Here is a 16,667-nt window from a genome sequence, read left to right as displayed (position 1 = left end):
CGGACCGGATGCCGGTGTCACTCACCCGCACCTCATTGCCTGTTCAGCGACCGTGTGACGGCGGCGACGATCGTGGTCGCCAGGATCCAGCCCGACAGGACGAGGGCGTAGGCGAGCCACTGCCACGGACCGGTCGGGTTGAAGGCGCGTTCCTGGCCGAAATCGATCACGGGAAGTAACAGATCCAGCGTGTAGAACGGCGGGTTGAACGCGGGCGCCTTCCCGGCCTCGAGCGGTTTCGGCGGGTTCAGCGCATAGACCGCCGTGCCCGCGACGAGCAGGCCGACCAGCCACGCCGCCGCACGCAGGGGCCGGAATCCGTACCCGACGGTCACGTCCTGGAGGCGGCCCCACGCCCTGCCGTACCAGGGCAGCTCGACGCGGCCCCGGCGGTGTTTGATCAGCAGGACCTGGCGGGCCGCCGCGTCATCGCCGAGACGGCGGTAGACGGCGGACAGATGCTCGTAGGGCTGGCGCAGCCGGTGCCCGTTCGTGTCGCGGCCGATCCAGGCGAGGCGCTCCTCGACGGTGGCAGGCGAGACGAGGGCGTCGTAGGTGAAGCCGTCCAGGCGAAGGTGTTCGGGCCAGGAGCTCAGATCATCGTCCAGGTTGCCGACGTGGGCGTGTCTCACGTCCACGGTCCCCACGATGGGCTTGCGGGTGCGGAGCCTGAGCACGGCCATGGTGGCGTCGGCACACCTGAGCGCGTGACCGTCCGGATTGCTCAGCAGCGCGCCGTCGAGGGTGAAGGCCGCCCCGATGCGCGCCCCGCCCAACCGGATGCCCCCCTCGGCCGTGAACGTGCCTCCGCAGTGCAGCAGCGACTCCACCCTCAGGCCGTCGAGCGCGAGAGCAGTGGCGCCGGGATGCTCCAGCCGCGCGTTCATGAAGCTCAGCATTCCGCCCACGGTCGCCCGGTACATCACGATCGCGCCCCGTACCACGGCGTCATTGAAGAGGACGCTTCCGCCTGTGATGAGGCCGTCCTCGGAGATCACAGCGCTGCCGCCGGGGTTGTCCAGGCGGGCGCCGATGAAGACGAGCTGGCCCGTCACGTGGGCGGAGTACAGCTTGATCTCTCCGTGCGTGGTGACCCGCGAGCACAGCATGCTGCCACCGACGTTCAGGTGTTCGGCGTCGAGGACCGTACCTCCGGCGTTGTCCATGGACGCATCGGAAAGGACGAGATCGCCGGAGACGTTCGCGTTCCTGAGCCGGACCTCGCCCGTGAAGGTCGCTTCCTCCAGATGCACGCTTCCCGCGACTCTCGCTCCTTGCAGGCGGACCTCCCCGGTGCTCACCAACCCTTGTCTCCCGATCAGGTCCGCCTCCACGAGGAGCCCCGAGCCGTCGAAGGCCACGTCGTCGGGCGGCGACAGCCGACTGCCTGAGAGGTCGAGCTGTCCGCCGACGCGGGCACCGGAGAGATCCGCCCTCTTCCTGATCACAGACGACGTCAGCGTGACGCTCCCCTCGACTTGGGCGAATCGGGCGGTGAGACCGGGTACGGCGCAGCCGTCGAGTTCCACCGTACGGAGGCGGGACCAGGTCAGATCAGGCGTATGGGTGAATGAGCAAGCGGTCAGGAACAGCGGGATCTCGACGTCGGCGTGGGAGAGGTCCAGCACGCCGCTGATACGCGCACCGGCGAGGCGGACCGCGGCCACCTCGCCCGGCACTCGCTCGACTCCACCGAGGAGCACGGCCCGCAGCGTCTCCGCCGGTACCGTGCGATCGGTGTCCCAACGGTCGGAGCCCATGACATCGTCGGCGCCAGGATCGCCCGTCCGCAGGTCGACGAGGACACCGCGGGCGGCCGCCTCCCGCAGGCGGTGCGGCAGGCTCCTCATCGCATCGTTGGTCATTCCGCGAGAATCTCCCAGGCGTCGCAGAAGATCAATCGCCGGAGGGCCGGGTCCGACGGCTTCCCCGCGCCTCTCCTGATGCGCAGGGGAAGGCCGGGACACGGATTCCGGACATCGGCAGCGAGGCGGTCGCGTGGCGGGCGAACACCAAGCCCTCGATCCGCAGGTCGAAGGGACCGGGCCTACGCGGGAGCTCCGGTATGGAGGAGAACATGTCGGGGGGAGAATGGTCGTGCGCATTTCCACGGCACTTGTCGGCGCCGCGTCCCTCTGAACGTGTGCTTACGAGCCGGGACGCGTGGTCACCTGCAGCAGCGGTCGGTCCTGACCGGTGAACGCCTCGTAGGGGCAGGTGATCAACTCCTGATCACGCGACTCCCAGCCCTGCAGCCACTTGCGGAACTGCGGGTTGTCCACCTGGAGCGAGCCGTCGGGACGCAGCCGCCCGACCGTGTTGGCCGGGTGCGAGAGGCCGACCGTGCATTTGCCCAGCCGGCCGTCCGCGCGCACCAGCAGCGAGTTGGCGCGGGAGGCGTAACACACCTCCTCCGGCTCGAACAGGCCATCGCTTCTGTCGCCGCCGAGCACGATCTCCTCCAGGGCGGCGAGCCGCTCGTCGTCGGGGTCGCACACGTCCATGGACGAATCGTTGGGGCCGCCCAGGCGTACCACCCGCTTCAGGTACACCAGGAACCTCGGATCGGCGAGGAACACGTCCCTGAGCCGGGTGAGAAACGACGGCATCGCCGACAGGTTGTCGGGGGTCAGGTGAACGCGCAGCAGGATGCGCGCGTTCACCGAACTGTCGCGGATGGCCAGCAGATTGCGCCAGATCTGTTCGAACGAACCTCTGCCGTCCGCGCGTACACGCGTGCGATCGTGGTGGTGGCTGGGCCCGTCCAGCGACACCTGATACCGACGGATGCCCAGTTCGGCCAGGTGTTCGGCGGCCGAACCATCGAGCAGATATCCGTTGGTGGTCATGTCGCTGTCGTACCGCAGATCTGTCGACGCGCGCTGTACCGCACTCGCGTGGGACGCCACCTCCTCGACGACCGAGCGCGCCAGCATCGGCTCCCCGCCGAACCATGAGATCTGCAGATGCGTCAGCTCACCGGCGCGGCGGTCGATGAGGTTCTTGACGCCCTGAACGACCTCGGGTCGCATCCGCCCGATGGCGAAATCCTCGTAACAGTAGGTACACCGGAAATTACACTGCTCGGTCGGCAACAGAATCAGATGCAGCCGGTCGTTGCGGAATGAGGTGACCATTTCCCTGTCGAACGTGGACAGGGCCGTTTGTTGATTCACGCTCACTTTTTGGCACAACCCGAGGTGCAGTTGCCGCCGAAACAGTTGTTGGCGCTGTGGCCGGGGCTGTGGCCAGGGTGAGGTGTCAGCCGCATCCCACTCACGATGGCCGCCATGGCCTGGGCCACGGCTGGATTCTGAATCGTGACCTTACCCTCTTCGTCGACGCTCACATCGTCCATCCGGACGACCATGGATGGTTCCTGACCGGCCATAGTCACTCCTCTCCTGTTTTCCGCCGAGATCGCTGAGCATGCGAATGTCCGACAGCATGCACGGCTACTCGAGGCACGTACCCGGGGCGGTCGCAGGCAATAGCAAAGACACATCTAAAGCGCGGCCTATCGGGGCGAAGTGGCGTGGACGACCCCCGGTTTCCGGTTCGGCGCCTGAGATCGACTGCCGACGGCATCAAGGCCGACGTGACATTCCCGCCCCGGAGACGCGATGCGCGCAGGAGCCCGATTCGCCGGCGTGAGGCGGACGGGCTCCTGCGCTCATCTACAGCTGCACGGGAGGGCCGCCGTCCAACGCCGGGGCGATGATGGTGAACGCCTGGTCGATCAGTTCGGCGGGGTCCTCGGTGCCGTCGCTGTCGCTCCACCGTCGCAGCACGGCGTCGAAGGCGGTCAGCGCGATCCCGGCGGCCAACTGCGGGTACAGATCGGTGCCGGGGTCGAGCTCCAGGCGGCGAGCCAACTCCGCCGCCAGGTCGTCGCGCCACTGCGCCTGGCGCTCCACAAAGCGTGCGCGCAGGGCGGGGATACGCAGAATCAGCTGAACCACCCGCAGCGCCTTGTCGGAGTGGTCGGTGCAGGAAGCGACGGAGACCCAGACGGCGTGCCGCAGCGCCACGGAGGGCTGCTCCTCGATGGGACGGGCCGCCAACTCCGCGCGAATGCCGGTACCCATGTCGGCCAGGAACTGGACGACCACGTCCTCCTTGGATGCGAAGTACCGGAAGAACGTACGCCTGGACACGCCGGCGGCCGCCACGATCTCGTCGACGGTGACCGCGTCGAACCCCTTCAGCGCCAGCAGGTGCAGGGCCGCTTCGGTGAGCTCGTTCGAGACGAGCTCGCGTTTGCGCTGGGCCAGGCTGACTTCGGGGCGGGAGGTCACCCTGACCACGATACGCCATGCCCTCTATGGCACTCAGGCTCATCTTGACACTCAGTGCCAAGAGAGGCAGCATGTGCCGCATGATGCAGCAGCAGCGCTGGACCGTGGATCAGATCCAGGACCAGACCCAGCGGGTGTTCCTCGTCACCGGAGCCAACAGCGGACTCGGCCTGGCGACCACCCGCGCGCTCGCCCGTCGGGGCGGCCGCGTGATCCTCGCGGTGCGCGACGAGGAAAAGGGCCACCGGGCGGTCGCGCGGATCACCGCCGAGCAGCCGGACGCCCGCCTCGAGGTGCGCCATCTCGACCTGGCCGATCTCGACTCGGTCCGCGCCTTCGCCGATCGGCTGCGCGCCGACCATCCGCGGCTGGACGTGCTCGTCAACAACGCCGGCGTGATGGCGCCGCCTCGATCGCTGAGCGCACAGGGTCACGAGTTGCAGTTCGCGTGCAACCATCTCGGCCACTTCGCGCTCACTGGCCTGCTGCTCGACCTGCTCGCCGTCGGGCGTGATCCCCGGGTGGTCACCGTGAGCTCGATCAAGCACAGGAAGGGGCGCATCCACTTCGATGACCTGACCGGCGAGCGCACCTACTCGCCCATGGCCTTCTACGACCAGTCGAAGTTCGCCAATGCCGTCTTCGGCTGGGAGCTCCACCGGCGGCTGACCGCGGCCGGAAGCCCGGTGCGCAGCCTGCTCGCCCACCCGGGTTACACGGCCACCAATCTGCAGTTGAGCGCGCCGATCGGGTGGTTGCGGGTGGTGTTCGGTCGCATCGGCAATCCGCTGCTGGCGCAGACGCCGGAGCGTGGAGCGCTGCCGCAGCTGTACGCGGCGACCGATCCGCACGTGGAAGGCGGCCAGTTCATCGGCCCTGAGGGGATGGCCGAGCTGCGCGGCGGGCCGACGCGGGTACCGCTGTCACCCGCGGCGGCCGACGCCGAGACGGGACGCCGGTTGTGGGAGGTGTCGGAACGCCTGACCGACGTGCGGTTCACGTTCCCGACCCCTGTCTAGATCACACCGAGAACCGGCGGTCTCGGACGGTGGCACTGTGGTTCCAGATCAGCGGCTGGAGCTCGGCCGCCTCCCCCGGCACGTTCTCGCTCGACAGCACCTCTCTGCGGGAGACCGTGGCGACGGACACGCGCCGGCGATAGTCATGGAAGGTCTGTACCTCACCGTCACTGCGGCACAGTTCCCACCGCGGGCCTTCCAGCTCGGTGTACGCCATGCCCTCGTACGCGTGGTCGTTCATGGCGGCCACGTGGACGGCCCACGAACGGAGCAGGGAGGGCTCGGCCCGCACACTGAGCACCCCGTTCAGCCGCGCCACCTCGGCGGCCCTGCCGAAGTTCGCTGAACGCCACAGGAGCCGATCGCTGTCGGCTCGGTCGGCACGCCAGGCGTCCATCGCCGCGTCGAGGCCCCAGGTATGCCATCGGACGGTCCCCGAACAGGCGGCTTCGGGAGCCGGAACGCGGCGGCTGAGCTGTCCGGTGGTTCGCGCCGGCAGATGCGTCAGATGGGCGGGAACGAGGGCGATGGGGTCGCCTTGCTCGGCGTCGAACGGGTTGGGGTCGATGAATCGCCGGTCGATGATGACCACGGTGTTGGGCCGCCGTTGAAAGGACAGGCCCCACAGCAGTCGGCTGAGTACGCGCGCGCCATGCGGATCAGAGAGGACGTGCCAGGTCTGGTGGAAGAAGTTCGTGGAAAAGCGCGCCCGGGTGCCGGGACGCAGCGTGATGACGTTGTAGTCGCGTCCGTCGGCTCGCAGGCGGTGGCGATGAAGCTTGAGGCGGTCTCCCACCTGGCAGGTGTTCGACGGCCTGGGGCGTTTACGCTCCGGCATGACTGGCCATGGTCTTCCCTTCCTCTCGTCGATCTCATGGAAACCTGACGGCCCAGGTTCTCTCAACGGGATTTTCGGAGAGCGCGCCGCCCCAGGCTTCCCGGGGCGGCGCGTCGGGTCAGGCGTCGAGGTCGTCGAGCGGGCCGAGGTCGAACTGGTTGAGGCGGTCCGGGTCGGCGATCACGTCGATGGCCGTGACCTTGCCGTCCGTGACGATGAAGCCCATGACGGACAGCGGCCGTCCGCCCGCGGCGACCACCACTCCGGCGGCTCCGTTGATCAGCGCAGGACGCGCGAACGGCGAGAGCCTTCCGAACGTGACCGCCTGTGCGGCCACCGTCCGCGCGCCGTGGAAGGTGACGGTGTGGCGGGCGCGCGCCGTACCTCCGTCGGACCGGAGGACGACGTCGGGGTCGAGTACGGCGACGAGCGCGTCGAAGTCGCCGTCGCGGGCGGCGGCGAAGAAGGCGTTGACGACGTCACGCTGGCGGGTGAGGTCGGAGTCGGGAACCGGGGCCTGGCCCTGGACCCTGCGGCGGGCGCGGCTCGCGAGCTGCCTGGTGGCGGCCGGGGTCCGCTCGATCAGCGGGGCGATCTCGTCGAACGGCACGGCGAACATGTCGTGCAGCACGAACGCGAGCCGTTCGGCCGGCGCCAGGGTCTCGAGCACCACGAGCAGCGCCAGCCCGACCGAGTCGGCCAGCAGCGCTTCGTGCTCGGGGTCGGCGGCCTTGCCGTCCAAGCTGATGATCGGATCGGGCATGTGGATTTCGAGGGGGTCCTCGCGCCGATTGTCGCGCGAGCGCAACGCGTTCAGGCACAGCCGTCCCACCACGGTGGTCAGCCAAGCGCCGAGGTTCTCCACGTCGCTGGTGTCGGCGCGGCTGAGACGTAGCCAGGCCTCCTGGACGGCGTCATCGGCCTCGCTCACCGAGCCGAGCATCCGGTAGGCCACCGCTCGCAGACGGCCCCGATGCTCCTCGAAACGCCTGGCCAGCAACTCGCCGTCGTCCACCGTGTCACATTCCTTCCTCGCGGGTGTCGTAACAGTAGCCCCGCGAGAAACCGTGGATCCGACCGGGGGACTCGAGCCGGCACGTCGCGGTCAGAGGCCGTCCACGAAACGCCCGGCCCAGCTCCTGAACCTGGCTCCCAGCTCCCTCTGCGCCGCCTCGACCAGATCGTTGGGATCCTCCGCAGGGGGCAGGCCGACGTGCTGGTTTAGCGCTGTTCCTGCAGCTCTTCGAGCTGGTTCAGCTCTGGCACGGGGGAGTAGGAGTCACGCATGGGGACACTCCATGGGGATCGGGGAACCGCGAGATCACCGGTGCAGGGTACAGACCCCAGCGCATCCTCGGCCGGTTCCGCGATCATGCAGGGTGTGACAGTCCTCCGGTTCCTGGCGCTCGGTCTTCTCGGCGGGGTGATGGCGATCCCCCTGCTGTGGGGCCCGCGAGGCAGCGGCTTCGAGCACGCCCGTCTTTCGGCTCTCATCGGGCTTGAAGCGGGTCAGTTCGTCACCGTGCCGGTCGGGCTCCTGATCAGCGTCGTGTTAGCCGGCCGGCGGTTGCGGACACGTCCTCCTGGCTACGTCCTCGGCGTGGTCACGATCGCGTTCGGCGCGCTGGTCGCGACGCAGGGCTGGGCCACGGTGACCTGGGTCGAGGGACGACCTGGAGGGCTCGGGGATCCGGACGGGGAGTTCGTCATGGCGGTGCTGGCTCTCCTCTCCGGGGTGTTCACGGTGGTTGTCGGTATGGTCATCGTCCTGGTCCGAGCGTGTGGGGCCGGCGCCCAGGAAGAGTGAGCGGCGAAAAAATCGATTCTCCGTTCGCATCCGCTCTCGTACACTCGCCACGAACGGCGCGCCGCCACCACACCGCGGCGCGTGATCTGACGATGGAGGGGAGCCGGCCGTGCGCTACAGCACCGTTTCGGTCATTCCCGCTTCTCGTCACGAGGTGATCATGGTGTCTTCGTCGGCCCGGTCTCGGCTGCGCGGCCGTTACCGGATGTTCCCCTGACGACCACCTGATTCCTGTCATGGCCGTCGGGAATCGCGCTGTCCTTTTCGGATCCTCACGAAGGGCCCAAGGCTGTGCGCGCCAACCCGCACCCCCACCACACCGACCAGCTGAACGACGTCCGCAACCTGGGCATCCTCGCCCATGTCGACGCCGGCAAGACCACCATCACCGAACGGATCCTCTACGTCACCGGCGCCACCTACAAGAGGGGCGAGGTGCACGAGGGGACGACCGTCACCGACTTCGACTCCCAGGAGCGCGACCGTGGGATCACCATCTTCGCCGCGGCCGTGAGCTGCGCCTGGGACGGTCACCGGATCAACCTCATCGACACCCCCGGCCACGTCGACTTCTCCGACGAGGTGGAGCGCTCGCTGCGGGTGCTCGACGGTGCGGTCGCGGTCTTCGACGGTGTCGCCGGGGTCGAACCGCAGAGCGAGTCGGTATGGAGGCGGGCCGATCGGCACGGCGTGCCGCGCATCGCCTTCGTCAACAAGCTCGACCGCGCGGGCGCCGACCTCGACGCGGCGGTCGAGTCGATCCGCGAGCGGTTGCACGGGTCCCCGCTGGTGGTCCAGCTGCCGATCGGGCGAGAGGGCGGGTTCGTCGGAGTGGTGGATCTCCTGCGCATGCGGGCGCTGGTCTGGGCCGAGGGCCAGGACCGGGCCGAGGAGGTTCCGGTACCCGACGACCTGCGCGAAGAGGCGCGGCGGCGCCGCCGCGTGCTGGAGGAGGCCGTCGCCGAGCTGCATCCGGTCGCGTTCGAGGAGTTCTTCGCGCAGTCGGCGATCTCCGCGACGACTCTCACGACCGCGCTGCGCGACCTGACCCGTACCGGCGAGGCGGTGGTGGTCCTGTGCGGATCGGCCTACCGCAACCGCGGGATCGAGCCGCTGCTGGACGCCGTCGTGTCCTACCTGCCGTCGCCGCTGGACGTGCCGACGATCACCGGCGCCCAGGACGGCGCGGTACGGGAGCGGACCGCCGATCCGGCGACGCCACTGGCCGCGCTGGTGTTCAAGGTGAGCTCCACCGCTACCGGGCGGCTGGCCTACCTGCGGATCTACTCGGGAACGATGCGGAAGGGGGACACGGTGCTGGACGTCGGCGCGGGGCGCACCGAGCGAGTCGGTCGGATCCTGCGCGTACAGGCCGACCGGCACGCCGAGGTGGACAGGGCGGTGGCAGGGGACATCGTCGCGGTGATCGGGCTGAAGTCGGCCCGCACCGGGGCCACCCTGTCCGCGCCTGAGGCTCCGCTGCTCCTCGAACCGCCGGCCGCGGCCGACCCTGTGGTCTCCGTGGCGGTCGAGGCTCGCAGGAGCGCCGGTTCCGACCGGTTGGCGACGGCGCTGGCGCGGCTGGTGGAGGAGGATCCTTCGCTGGCCGTACGGACCGATGCCGAGACCGGGCAGACGCTGCTGTCGGGGATGGGCGAGCTGCACCTGGAGGTGGTGGTGGAGAAGATCCGTCGCGACCACGGCCTCGACGTCGCCGTGGGGCGACCGCAGGTCGCCCTGCGGGAGACGGTCGCCCGCGGCGTGTCGGGCCTGCTGTACCGGCACGTCAAGCAGGACGGCGGCGCGGGCCAGTTCGCCCATGTCGTCCTCGACGTGGAGCCGTTGGACGTCGCCACCGGCTTCGCGTTCCGCTCGGCCGTCGTCGGCGGAAGGGTCCCGCGCGAGTACGTCAGGGCGGTGGAGGCCGGCTGCAGGGACGCCCTCGCCGAGGGCCCCCTCGGCGGTCACCCTGTGACCGGCCTGCGCGTCACGCTGACCGACGGAGCCACCCACTCCAAGGACTCCTCGGAGCTGGCGTTCCGTACGGCGGGCCGCCTCGCGCTGCGTGAGGCCCTGCGCGCCTGCCGGATGGCGCTGCTGGAGCCGGTGGTCGAGGTCGCGGTCACCGTGCCGGAGGACGCCGCGGGCGGAGTGCTCGGCGACCTGGCCGCACGGCGCGGCCGGATCTCGGACACGACGGCGAGGGCCGGCACGGTGGTGATCACCGCGACCGTGCCGCTGGCCGAGGTGTTCGGTTACGCGACGAGGCTGCGCAGCAGGACGCAGGGCCGCGGGACCTTCACCACCCGCCCCGCCGGCTACGCCCCTGCGCCGGACGAGCAGCCGTCCCGATAGAACCCGAGGACGGCCCCGCCCCACCGGGCGGGGCCGTCCTTCCCCTGAGCGTGAAGAAGGTGCGGGACCACATCTCGAGGGCGCTGACCCACATCCCTCCCCTACGTACGCCCGAGGGGACGACCGACGCGTCCGATCACCGAGAGGTTCCGCGACGCGTCCGAGTGATTCTCGGTGATCTTCGATCGGTACTTCACCGGGGATCACGGTCCGGAGGCTGCGGGCGTGGCGATCGACCAGGTCAGCAGCAGGGGGAAGACGACCGCCCCTGCGAGCATGCCCACACCGGGGCCGGTGCTGCCGACCGCGAGGCAGACGAGGCCCGACACGGCCAGCACCGACGGCAGCACCAGGGAGGTGAGTCTGAGCTGCCGCTTGAGGACCTGGGCGAGTGCGCGCGCCACCTCGTCGGGAGTGGGTTCGTATGTGACCGTGAAGTCCACTGTGCCGCCTTCGTCTGATGGGGGTGTCCATCATCGCGCCGTGGGGTGGCCCGCCTCACGGACGGGCGGAGGGCACAGGGCCCAGCGAAGACCAGCTCCGCTCGTCCCCCCAGATGGAGGACGCGTCCACATACGGACGCAGCAGCGCGATGAGCTCCTCGTCGCCCCGTCCGTCGAGCTCGTCCTCCGCTATCTGCCGCGCCGCCCCCGCGAGCAGGTCGGCGACCTGGACCCGGGCGTCCAGACGGGAGTCGACGAGCCTCATCCCGCTCAGCCGGGCCTCGGGCGTGGCGGAGAGGATCTCCTTCAGCTGGGCGATGCGGGCGTCGGTCAGCAGGGTCTGCCGGTCGTGGACGACGGAGACGGGCCGCACGCCCTCACCCCAGTGGAGGACGGCCTGGACGATGGCGGGGACCAGCAGGTCGAGCGCGGGAATCATCGCCGGGTCGGCCACGAGGCGTGTCCTGTAGGACTCCATCCTCGGCCTGGCCTGCGAGAGCAGCTCCATGATGTGTCCGGCTAGCCCGCCCGCGCCGTGCAGGCGCAGGGCGTCGACCAGCCCGAAGGCCATGTCGACTGACACGCTCGAACCGCGGCCGTTCCTGGCGCGCAGCAGCTCGTTGAACGCCTGGAGAAAGGCCGTCCACCGCTCGGGTCCGAACGCCTGCTCGCCGTCGCGATAGAGAGCGGCAGCCATGGACGTGCCGTCCTCGGCGAACAGGTCGACGATCCTCCCCACGACGTGGAAGGTCTTGTCGATGAGGAACACGTGCGCCTCGCCGTGAAGCGGGCTCGACGAACCGAGCAGCCACTTGAGGGCGTGCCGATGCTTGCTGCGGCGGATGATGCTGGACTTGTACTCCAAAGTCGGAGAAGGCGCCCTGTTCCGGATCTCCTGGATGCACTCCGCCGCCGACTCCTCCGTCAGCCTGAGGCTGGCGTGCGCGAAGACGGTCGTGTTGCCGCCGATGAGCTTCTCGCCCTCGGAGCCGGACTCGTCGCAGGCGATCTCGGTCGGTGATCGAGTCACGGTCCAATTCCCTCGGGAGGGGAGCAACTGGCTGACAAGTGTCGCAAAGCACAGCAAGGCCCTCAAGCGGATTACCTGGCGTCGGGGTCCGTCAAAATGGGGGCATGAGCGAACAGTGGCACGAGGTGGGGGATCGGGTCTTCGTCAGGCGGCACGAGTCCTATGACCTGAACGTCGGCCTGGTCGTGGGCGACGGTCACTGCCTGGTCCTCGACACCAGGGAGACGGCGCGAAGGGCGAGCGACCTGGTCGCGGCGATCAGGAGGATCACACCCGACCCCTGGACGGTCGTCAACAGCCACGCCCACTTCGACCACTACTTCGGCAACGCGATGTTCGTCCCCGCCGAGATCTGGGCCCACGCGAGGGCCGCCGAGGAGATCGAGAAGGACGGCGAGGCGGTGCGCGACAGGGTGGCGGCGGGCAGGGAGCCTGAGGCCGCCGACGTGGAGATCGTGGCCCCCGACCACACCTTCACCGACAGGGCGACCCTCGACATCGGCGGCAGGCCCGTGCACCTGCGCTACTTCGGCAGGGGGCACACCGACAACGACATCGTCGTGCACGTCCCCGACGCTGGAGTGATCTTCGCGGGCGACCTGGTGGAGGAGGGCGCGCCGCCCGCCTTCGACGACGGCTACCCCCTTGACTGGCCAGGCACGCTGACGGCCATGCTGGCCGACCTGCCCGAGCCGGTGATCGTCCCGGGGCACGGCGCGGTGGTGGACCGCGCCTTCGTGACCGCGCAGCTGGGCGAGCTGGCCACGACCGCCGACCTGGCGCGACGCGCGCACGTCGAGGGCCTGCGCGACCTGATCTCACAGATCCCCTACCCGCAGGCGCTCGAACGAGCCTTCCTCCAGCTCGACGAGGTCGGCTGACGCGGTTGCCCTGAGGGTCGGTGAGCGTCACCCCAGGTGTGCGGCCCCTGCCGGACCTCACCGGAATCGGTGACCTGCTCGGCGTGCGCAGCGCCGCCACGACAGACCCGCTCGTGCAGGACGGTCCTGCCACGGCCCAACCAGCCGTTCGACCTTCTCCGCGCCGACCCGGCCGGAAGACACACGGGGGTTGCCTGCGGCATAGCCTTAGTGCATTCTGCAATATAGGAGGAAGCATCATGGCGCGAGGCCACGATCTGGCCGGCCTGACCGTGTTGGCCATGCTCGCGGTGCGGGCCGGCCACCCCTACGAGCTCCACCGCTTCATCGTCGACACGCACAAGGACTACGTGACGGGGCTGCCGAGAAGCCTCTACCACGCGGTCGAACGGCTGGCGAAGGAGGAGCTCATCGTGCCGGTCGAGACCACCCGCGAGGGCCGCAGACCCCGAGCGCACGGTCAACGAGATCACCGAGGAGGGTCGTGTCGAGCTCTCCAGCCGGCTGCGCAGGCTGCTTGGAGCAGCCCGACGCGGACAGGAGAGCCTTCGTGGCCGCTCTGTCGCTGATCGGCTGCCTTCCACCGGCCGAGGCGAAGAGGGCGCTGCGCACCAGGGCGGCCACCCTCGAAGGGTCCGTCGCGGGGCTGGCGAGCCACCGCAGGGCCCTGGCCGAGAGCGGCCTGCCCGAGGTGCTCACCCTGGAACTGGACTGCCCGCAGACGCTCCAGGAGGCGGAACTGGCCTGGGTGCGCGGCCTGATCGACAGAATCGACGGGGGGATGCTCGACTGGCCGCTTGCGACCAGAAGGGCGCTCCTGGACGGGATGAGTGCACCGTGAGAAAACTGATCACCGAGGTCTCCGCCGTGGTCGAGGCGTCGGCCGATGACGTCGAGCGAGAGCTCAGGAAGACTCTCGGCGGAGAGCTGGCACACCAGGGCGGCTGGTGGTACAGGGGCGAGTGGTCCGTCGAGCCGCATCCCAGGGGCGCCCTGGTCGTCCACCGCGTCTACAACGTGGCCGAGTGGATGCGCTGGGCCGTACCGCTGGCGAACCAGTTCTTCATCAGCTACGAGGAGGCGACGAGGGAGGCCTTCCACAGGGGGCTGGCCTCCCTTCGCCTGCCGCCGTCTACGCCAGCCTGATCACGCCCTTCGAGACCCTGATCCTCCTGCGGGCCAGCGCCCGCTTGGCGGGTCCGTTGACCACCGCGCCCGTCGTGATGCTGAACTTGCTGCCGTGGCAGGGACAGTTGATCGTGCCGCCGCTGACGCTCGCCACCGTGCACCCCTGATGCGTGCAGACGGCGCTGAACGCCCTGAACGTGCCCTTGGTCGGCTGGGTCACCACGTACTTGCCCCTCAGGATCTTCCCGCCTCCGACGGGGATCGTCCTGGTCTTGCTCAGGACCGGTCCCGCCGCCGCCTCCGCGGGACTGGCCCACAGGAACAACGCTCCCGCCCCCGTGACGCCACCTCTGATGATCAGTGCCCGACGTGTGATCATGCTGGCCTCCTCACAGTGGCTTCACGTATGCGGGAGCCGTCCGGTTCATCGGGAACCTCGCGACGAGCCCCCCGTCCTGTACGGCCAGCGTCCCGCCGTGCAGGGTCGCGATGTCCCTGGCGATCGGCAGGCCGAGGCCGACGCCGCCGCCGTCCCTCGCCCTCGCCTCGTCCAGCCTGGTGAAGCGGTCGAAGACCGCCTCCCTGTGCTCGTGAGGGATCCCTGGCCCGTCGTCGAGCACCTCGAGGACGGCCTCGCCGTCCTTCTCGTACACGCGGACCTCGACGGTGGTGGCGGCGTGCCGTACGGCGTTGTCCACGAGGTTGACGACCAGGCGGGAGAGGTGACCGCGCGAGCCGCTGATCACCACGTCGGGGCTGATGTCCATCACCACGGACTTGCCCGGCCGCGCCGACTCCTCGGCCGCGACCTGGCCGAGGTCGAGCTCCTCTGTCCTGAGCGGCTCGCCCGCGTCGAGCCTGGCCAGCAGGAGCAGGTCGCCCGCGAGCGCCTGGAGGCGCGCGAGGTCGGCGAGCGCCTCGGTGGTGTCCTCCGTGGGAGGGGCCAGCTCCAGCCTCGCCCTGAGCGTCGCGATCGGGCTGCGCAGCTCGTGCGCGGCGTCGGCGACGAACCTCTTGTGCCGCTCGACCGCCGTCTCCAGCCGGTCGAGCGTGCCGTTCACGGTGGTGGCCAGCTTGGCGATCTCGTCGCCCGAGTCGGGGACGGGCACGCGCTGGTGCAGGTCGCGGGCGGTGATGTCGGCCACCTTGGTCCTGATGGCCGCCACGGGGGCCAGCGCCCTGCCGACGGAGAACCACGTCATCCCTGCCACCACCGCGAGCAGGAGGGGCACGCCCGGCAGCAGGAGGCCGTTCAACGTGGCGAGCGCCTCCTCGGCCCCCGCCAGCGAGGCGCGACCCCACACGGTGACCGTGCCCGCCTTCGTGGCGACGTCCATGGTGGCCACCGCGAAGTCGTCGGTCGTCTGCCAGGGGATCGCGGCGCGTGTGGTGGCCGCGTTGACGAGCTGCACGTCGGGGTCCGTGGCGACCGTGGTGCGCGTGGCCTGCTGCGCGGGCACCGCCTCGACGGCTATCGGCACCGCCGAGACCACCTTCCTGGCCGCCTCGGCGTTCGCGCTGCGTTCCAGGCTGCCCTTGAGCGACGAGACCAGGACCGCCGCCGCGATGCCGAGCGCGACGGCCACGACGATCGTGGCCGCGATCGTGGCGCGAAGCCGTACGTTCATGCCGCCTCCAGCCGGTAGCCCGCGCCGCGTACGGTCACCAGCGTCGTCCTGCCGAACGGCAGGTCGATCTTGCGACGCAGCGCGCTGATGTACACCTCGACGATGTTGGGGTCGCCCTCGTAGCTGAAGTCCCATGCCTGCGCGAGCAGCTCGCTCTTGGAGACCACCTCGCCGGGCCTGCGGGCCAGGCCGTGCAGGACCGCGAACTCCTTGGGGGTCAGCGCGATCTCCGTCTCGCCCCTGCGGCAGCGCAGTCCGGCCGGGTCGATCGTGAGGTCGCCGACGGTGAGCGACACGGGGCGCTCCTTGCCCCCTCGCCTGACCAGCGCGCGCAGCCTGGCCAGCAGCACGACGTAGGAGAACGGCTTGGCCAGGTAGTCGTCGGCGCCGTTGTCGAGAGCCTCCGCCTCGTCGTAGACGCCGTCCTTGGCGGTCAGCATCATGATGGGCGTCCAGTTGCCCGCCTCGCGGAGCTTCGAGCAGATCGCGTAGCCGTTCAGCCTGGGCAGCATGACGTCGAGGACGATCACGTCGTAGTCGTTCTCCTTGGCCATCCACAGCCCGTCACGGCCGTCGTAGGCGACGTCGACGGCGAAGCCCTCGCCGGTCAGGCCGCCCTTGACCAGGTCGGCCAGCCTCTTCTCGTCTTCGACCAGTAGCACTCGCACGTCCATCAGGGTGCCTCACGCCACCTAAAGCCAACCTGAAGATCGTTTCGGGCGCCTTCAGGGTGCCTTCAGGTTCGGAGGGCCAGGCTGCGAGCGTTCCTTCCCGAACAAAGGAGATGACATTGTTCAAGCGACGTATCGCCGCTCTGGGCGCCGTGACCGCCCTTCTGCTCGCCGGTGGCCTCGTGGGCTCGGCCAACGCCTCCGACGAGCCGCCCGTCAAGGCGGGCACCTGCGTGACCAGCGACGGCAAGACCTTCGACTTCACCCAGGCGGTGCCCGCGCACCGGATCAAGGGCAGCATGGTCGCGGTCAAGGTGGACGACGCCGGGGTCGAGGTGACCAAGCCCGAGGGCGTCGAGAGCGTGGAGCGCTGGAGCGAGACCACCGACGCCGTCGCCGCCGTGCCGGCGCAGCCCGCCAAGCCGAACGCCGAGGGCGGCGGCGAGGACGTCCCGACCGTCATCAGCGTGGCTCCCGCCCCTGGCGAGCCCTCCGCCGACGGCCCCGGCGGCAAGGAGCTGGCCCAGGCCGTCACCATCACCTGCACCGCCAAGTAGCCGCACAGGGCA

Annotated in this window: 19 protein-coding genes; 8 read left to right on the top strand and 11 right to left on the bottom strand. The window is 69.6% G+C overall.

The features are described 5' to 3' along the window. Positions 1-32: 32 nt before the first annotated feature. From FHR33_RS26515 to FHR33_RS26500, 4 genes are all read right to left on the bottom strand, one after another. Positions 33-1,865 (bottom strand): translocation/assembly module TamB domain-containing protein, encoded by a 1,833-nt coding sequence (locus tag FHR33_RS26515; RefSeq protein WP_183653002.1) that lies wholly within the window; start codon positions 1,863-1,865, stop codon positions 33-35. A gap of 282 nt (positions 1,866-2,147) precedes the next feature. Continuing rightward, entirely contained in the window at positions 2,148-3,176 is a 1,029-nt protein-coding gene (locus FHR33_RS26510; RefSeq protein ID WP_221241257.1) for a radical SAM protein, read from the bottom strand. A 2-nt stretch (positions 3,177-3,178) separates the two neighbouring features. Beyond that, positions 3,179-3,391 carry a hypothetical protein gene (locus tag FHR33_RS26505; protein ID WP_183652999.1) on the bottom strand — a complete coding sequence of 71 codons (213 nt, stop codon included), beginning with the start codon at positions 3,389-3,391 and terminating at the stop codon, positions 3,179-3,181. Between the two features lie 286 nt (positions 3,392-3,677). After that, on the bottom strand, positions 3,678-4,298 hold the full coding sequence (locus FHR33_RS26500; protein WP_221241256.1) for an acyl-CoA-like ligand-binding transcription factor: 621 nt from the start codon (positions 4,296-4,298) through the stop codon (positions 3,678-3,680). An 80-nt stretch (positions 4,299-4,378) separates the two neighbouring features. On the opposite strand from FHR33_RS26500, the gene FHR33_RS26495 reads away from it, so the two are divergent. Further along, positions 4,379-5,317, top strand: a complete 939-nt coding sequence (locus tag FHR33_RS26495) for an oxidoreductase (protein ID WP_183652993.1) — start codon at positions 4,379-4,381, stop codon at positions 5,315-5,317. A gap of 1 nt (position 5,318) precedes the next feature. Here the strand turns inward: FHR33_RS26495 and FHR33_RS26490 are convergent, their stop codons facing one another. Both FHR33_RS26490 and sigJ read right to left on the bottom strand, forming a co-directional pair. Next, positions 5,319-6,155: a hypothetical protein gene (locus FHR33_RS26490; RefSeq protein ID WP_183652990.1), complete on the bottom strand. Its 837-nt coding sequence runs from the start codon at positions 6,153-6,155 to the stop codon at positions 5,319-5,321. 118 nt (positions 6,156-6,273) lie between these two features. Next, positions 6,274-7,170 (bottom strand): RNA polymerase sigma factor SigJ, encoded by an 897-nt coding sequence (sigJ, locus tag FHR33_RS26485; RefSeq protein WP_183652987.1) that lies wholly within the window; start codon positions 7,168-7,170, stop codon positions 6,274-6,276. Positions 7,171-7,536: 366 nt separating this feature from the next. Here sigJ and FHR33_RS26480 point away from each other — a divergent pair, with 366 nt between their 5' ends. Together FHR33_RS26480 and fusA are read left to right on the top strand one after the other, a co-directional pair. Further along, entirely contained in the window at positions 7,537-7,962 is a 426-nt protein-coding gene (locus tag FHR33_RS26480) for a hypothetical protein (RefSeq protein ID WP_183652985.1), read from the top strand. A gap of 291 nt (positions 7,963-8,253) precedes the next feature. Next, on the top strand, positions 8,254-10,317 hold the full coding sequence (gene fusA / locus FHR33_RS26475; RefSeq protein WP_183652982.1) for an elongation factor G: 2,064 nt from the start codon (positions 8,254-8,256) through the stop codon (positions 10,315-10,317). 203 nt (positions 10,318-10,520) lie between these two features. Here the strand turns inward: fusA and FHR33_RS26470 are convergent, their stop codons facing one another. Together FHR33_RS26470 and FHR33_RS26465 are read right to left on the bottom strand one after the other, a co-directional pair. Continuing rightward, positions 10,521-10,760 (bottom strand): hypothetical protein, encoded by a 240-nt coding sequence (locus tag FHR33_RS26470; RefSeq protein ID WP_183652979.1) that lies wholly within the window; start codon positions 10,758-10,760, stop codon positions 10,521-10,523. A 55-nt stretch (positions 10,761-10,815) separates the two neighbouring features. Next, positions 10,816-11,790, bottom strand: coding sequence for a DUF3800 domain-containing protein (locus tag FHR33_RS26465; protein WP_183652976.1), 975 nt, complete (start codon positions 11,788-11,790; stop codon positions 10,816-10,818). 104 nt (positions 11,791-11,894) lie between these two features. On the opposite strand from FHR33_RS26465, the gene FHR33_RS26460 reads away from it, so the two are divergent. The 4 genes from FHR33_RS26460 to FHR33_RS26450 all read left to right on the top strand — a co-directional run bounded on the left by FHR33_RS26460 (position 11,895) and on the right by FHR33_RS26450 (position 13,817). After that, positions 11,895-12,671, top strand: coding sequence for an MBL fold metallo-hydrolase (locus FHR33_RS26460; protein ID WP_183652973.1), 777 nt, complete (start codon positions 11,895-11,897; stop codon positions 12,669-12,671). Positions 12,672-12,910: 239 nt separating this feature from the next. Beyond that, positions 12,911-13,240: a PadR family transcriptional regulator gene (locus FHR33_RS50590; RefSeq protein WP_246452083.1), complete on the top strand. Its 330-nt coding sequence runs from the start codon at positions 12,911-12,913 to the stop codon at positions 13,238-13,240. After that, positions 13,222-13,512 (top strand): hypothetical protein, encoded by a 291-nt coding sequence (locus FHR33_RS50585; RefSeq protein WP_246452082.1) that lies wholly within the window; start codon positions 13,222-13,224, stop codon positions 13,510-13,512. Before FHR33_RS50590 ends, FHR33_RS50585 begins: the two co-directional genes overlap by 19 nt. Continuing rightward, complete coding sequence (locus tag FHR33_RS26450) at positions 13,509-13,817, top strand: hypothetical protein (protein ID WP_183652970.1); 309 nt, start codon at positions 13,509-13,511, stop codon at positions 13,815-13,817. The genes FHR33_RS50585 and FHR33_RS26450 overlap by 4 nt, the downstream gene beginning before the upstream one ends. Here FHR33_RS26450 and FHR33_RS26445 read toward each other — a convergent pair. From FHR33_RS26445 to FHR33_RS26435, 3 genes are read right to left on the bottom strand one after another with little or no spacing between them, the layout of a single operon-like run. Continuing rightward, a complete protein-coding gene (locus FHR33_RS26445) occupies positions 13,804-14,178 on the bottom strand; it encodes a QcrA and Rieske domain-containing protein (protein ID WP_183652967.1) in 375 nt (124 codons plus the stop codon). The genes FHR33_RS26450 and FHR33_RS26445 overlap by 14 nt on opposite strands. A gap of 10 nt (positions 14,179-14,188) precedes the next feature. Beyond that, complete coding sequence (locus FHR33_RS26440) at positions 14,189-15,427, bottom strand: sensor histidine kinase (RefSeq protein WP_183652964.1); 1,239 nt, start codon at positions 15,425-15,427, stop codon at positions 14,189-14,191. Then, positions 15,424-16,095: a response regulator transcription factor gene (locus tag FHR33_RS26435; protein ID WP_183652961.1), complete on the bottom strand. Its 672-nt coding sequence runs from the start codon at positions 16,093-16,095 to the stop codon at positions 15,424-15,426. Before FHR33_RS26435 ends, FHR33_RS26440 begins: the two co-directional genes overlap by 4 nt. Before the next feature lie 122 nt (positions 16,096-16,217). Between FHR33_RS26435 and FHR33_RS26430 the strand changes: the two genes are divergently transcribed. Beyond that, a complete protein-coding gene (locus FHR33_RS26430) occupies positions 16,218-16,655 on the top strand; it encodes a hypothetical protein (RefSeq protein WP_183652958.1) in 438 nt (145 codons plus the stop codon). The last annotated feature ends 12 nt before the right edge of the window (positions 16,656-16,667 follow it).

The sequence above is a fragment of the Nonomuraea dietziae genome, assembly GCF_014195505.1.
Lineage (GTDB): Bacteria > Actinomycetota > Actinomycetes > Streptosporangiales > Streptosporangiaceae > Nonomuraea > Nonomuraea roseola.
Note: the sequence above shows the minus strand (reverse complement) of the source record. Positions and strands in the feature narration are given on the sequence as shown.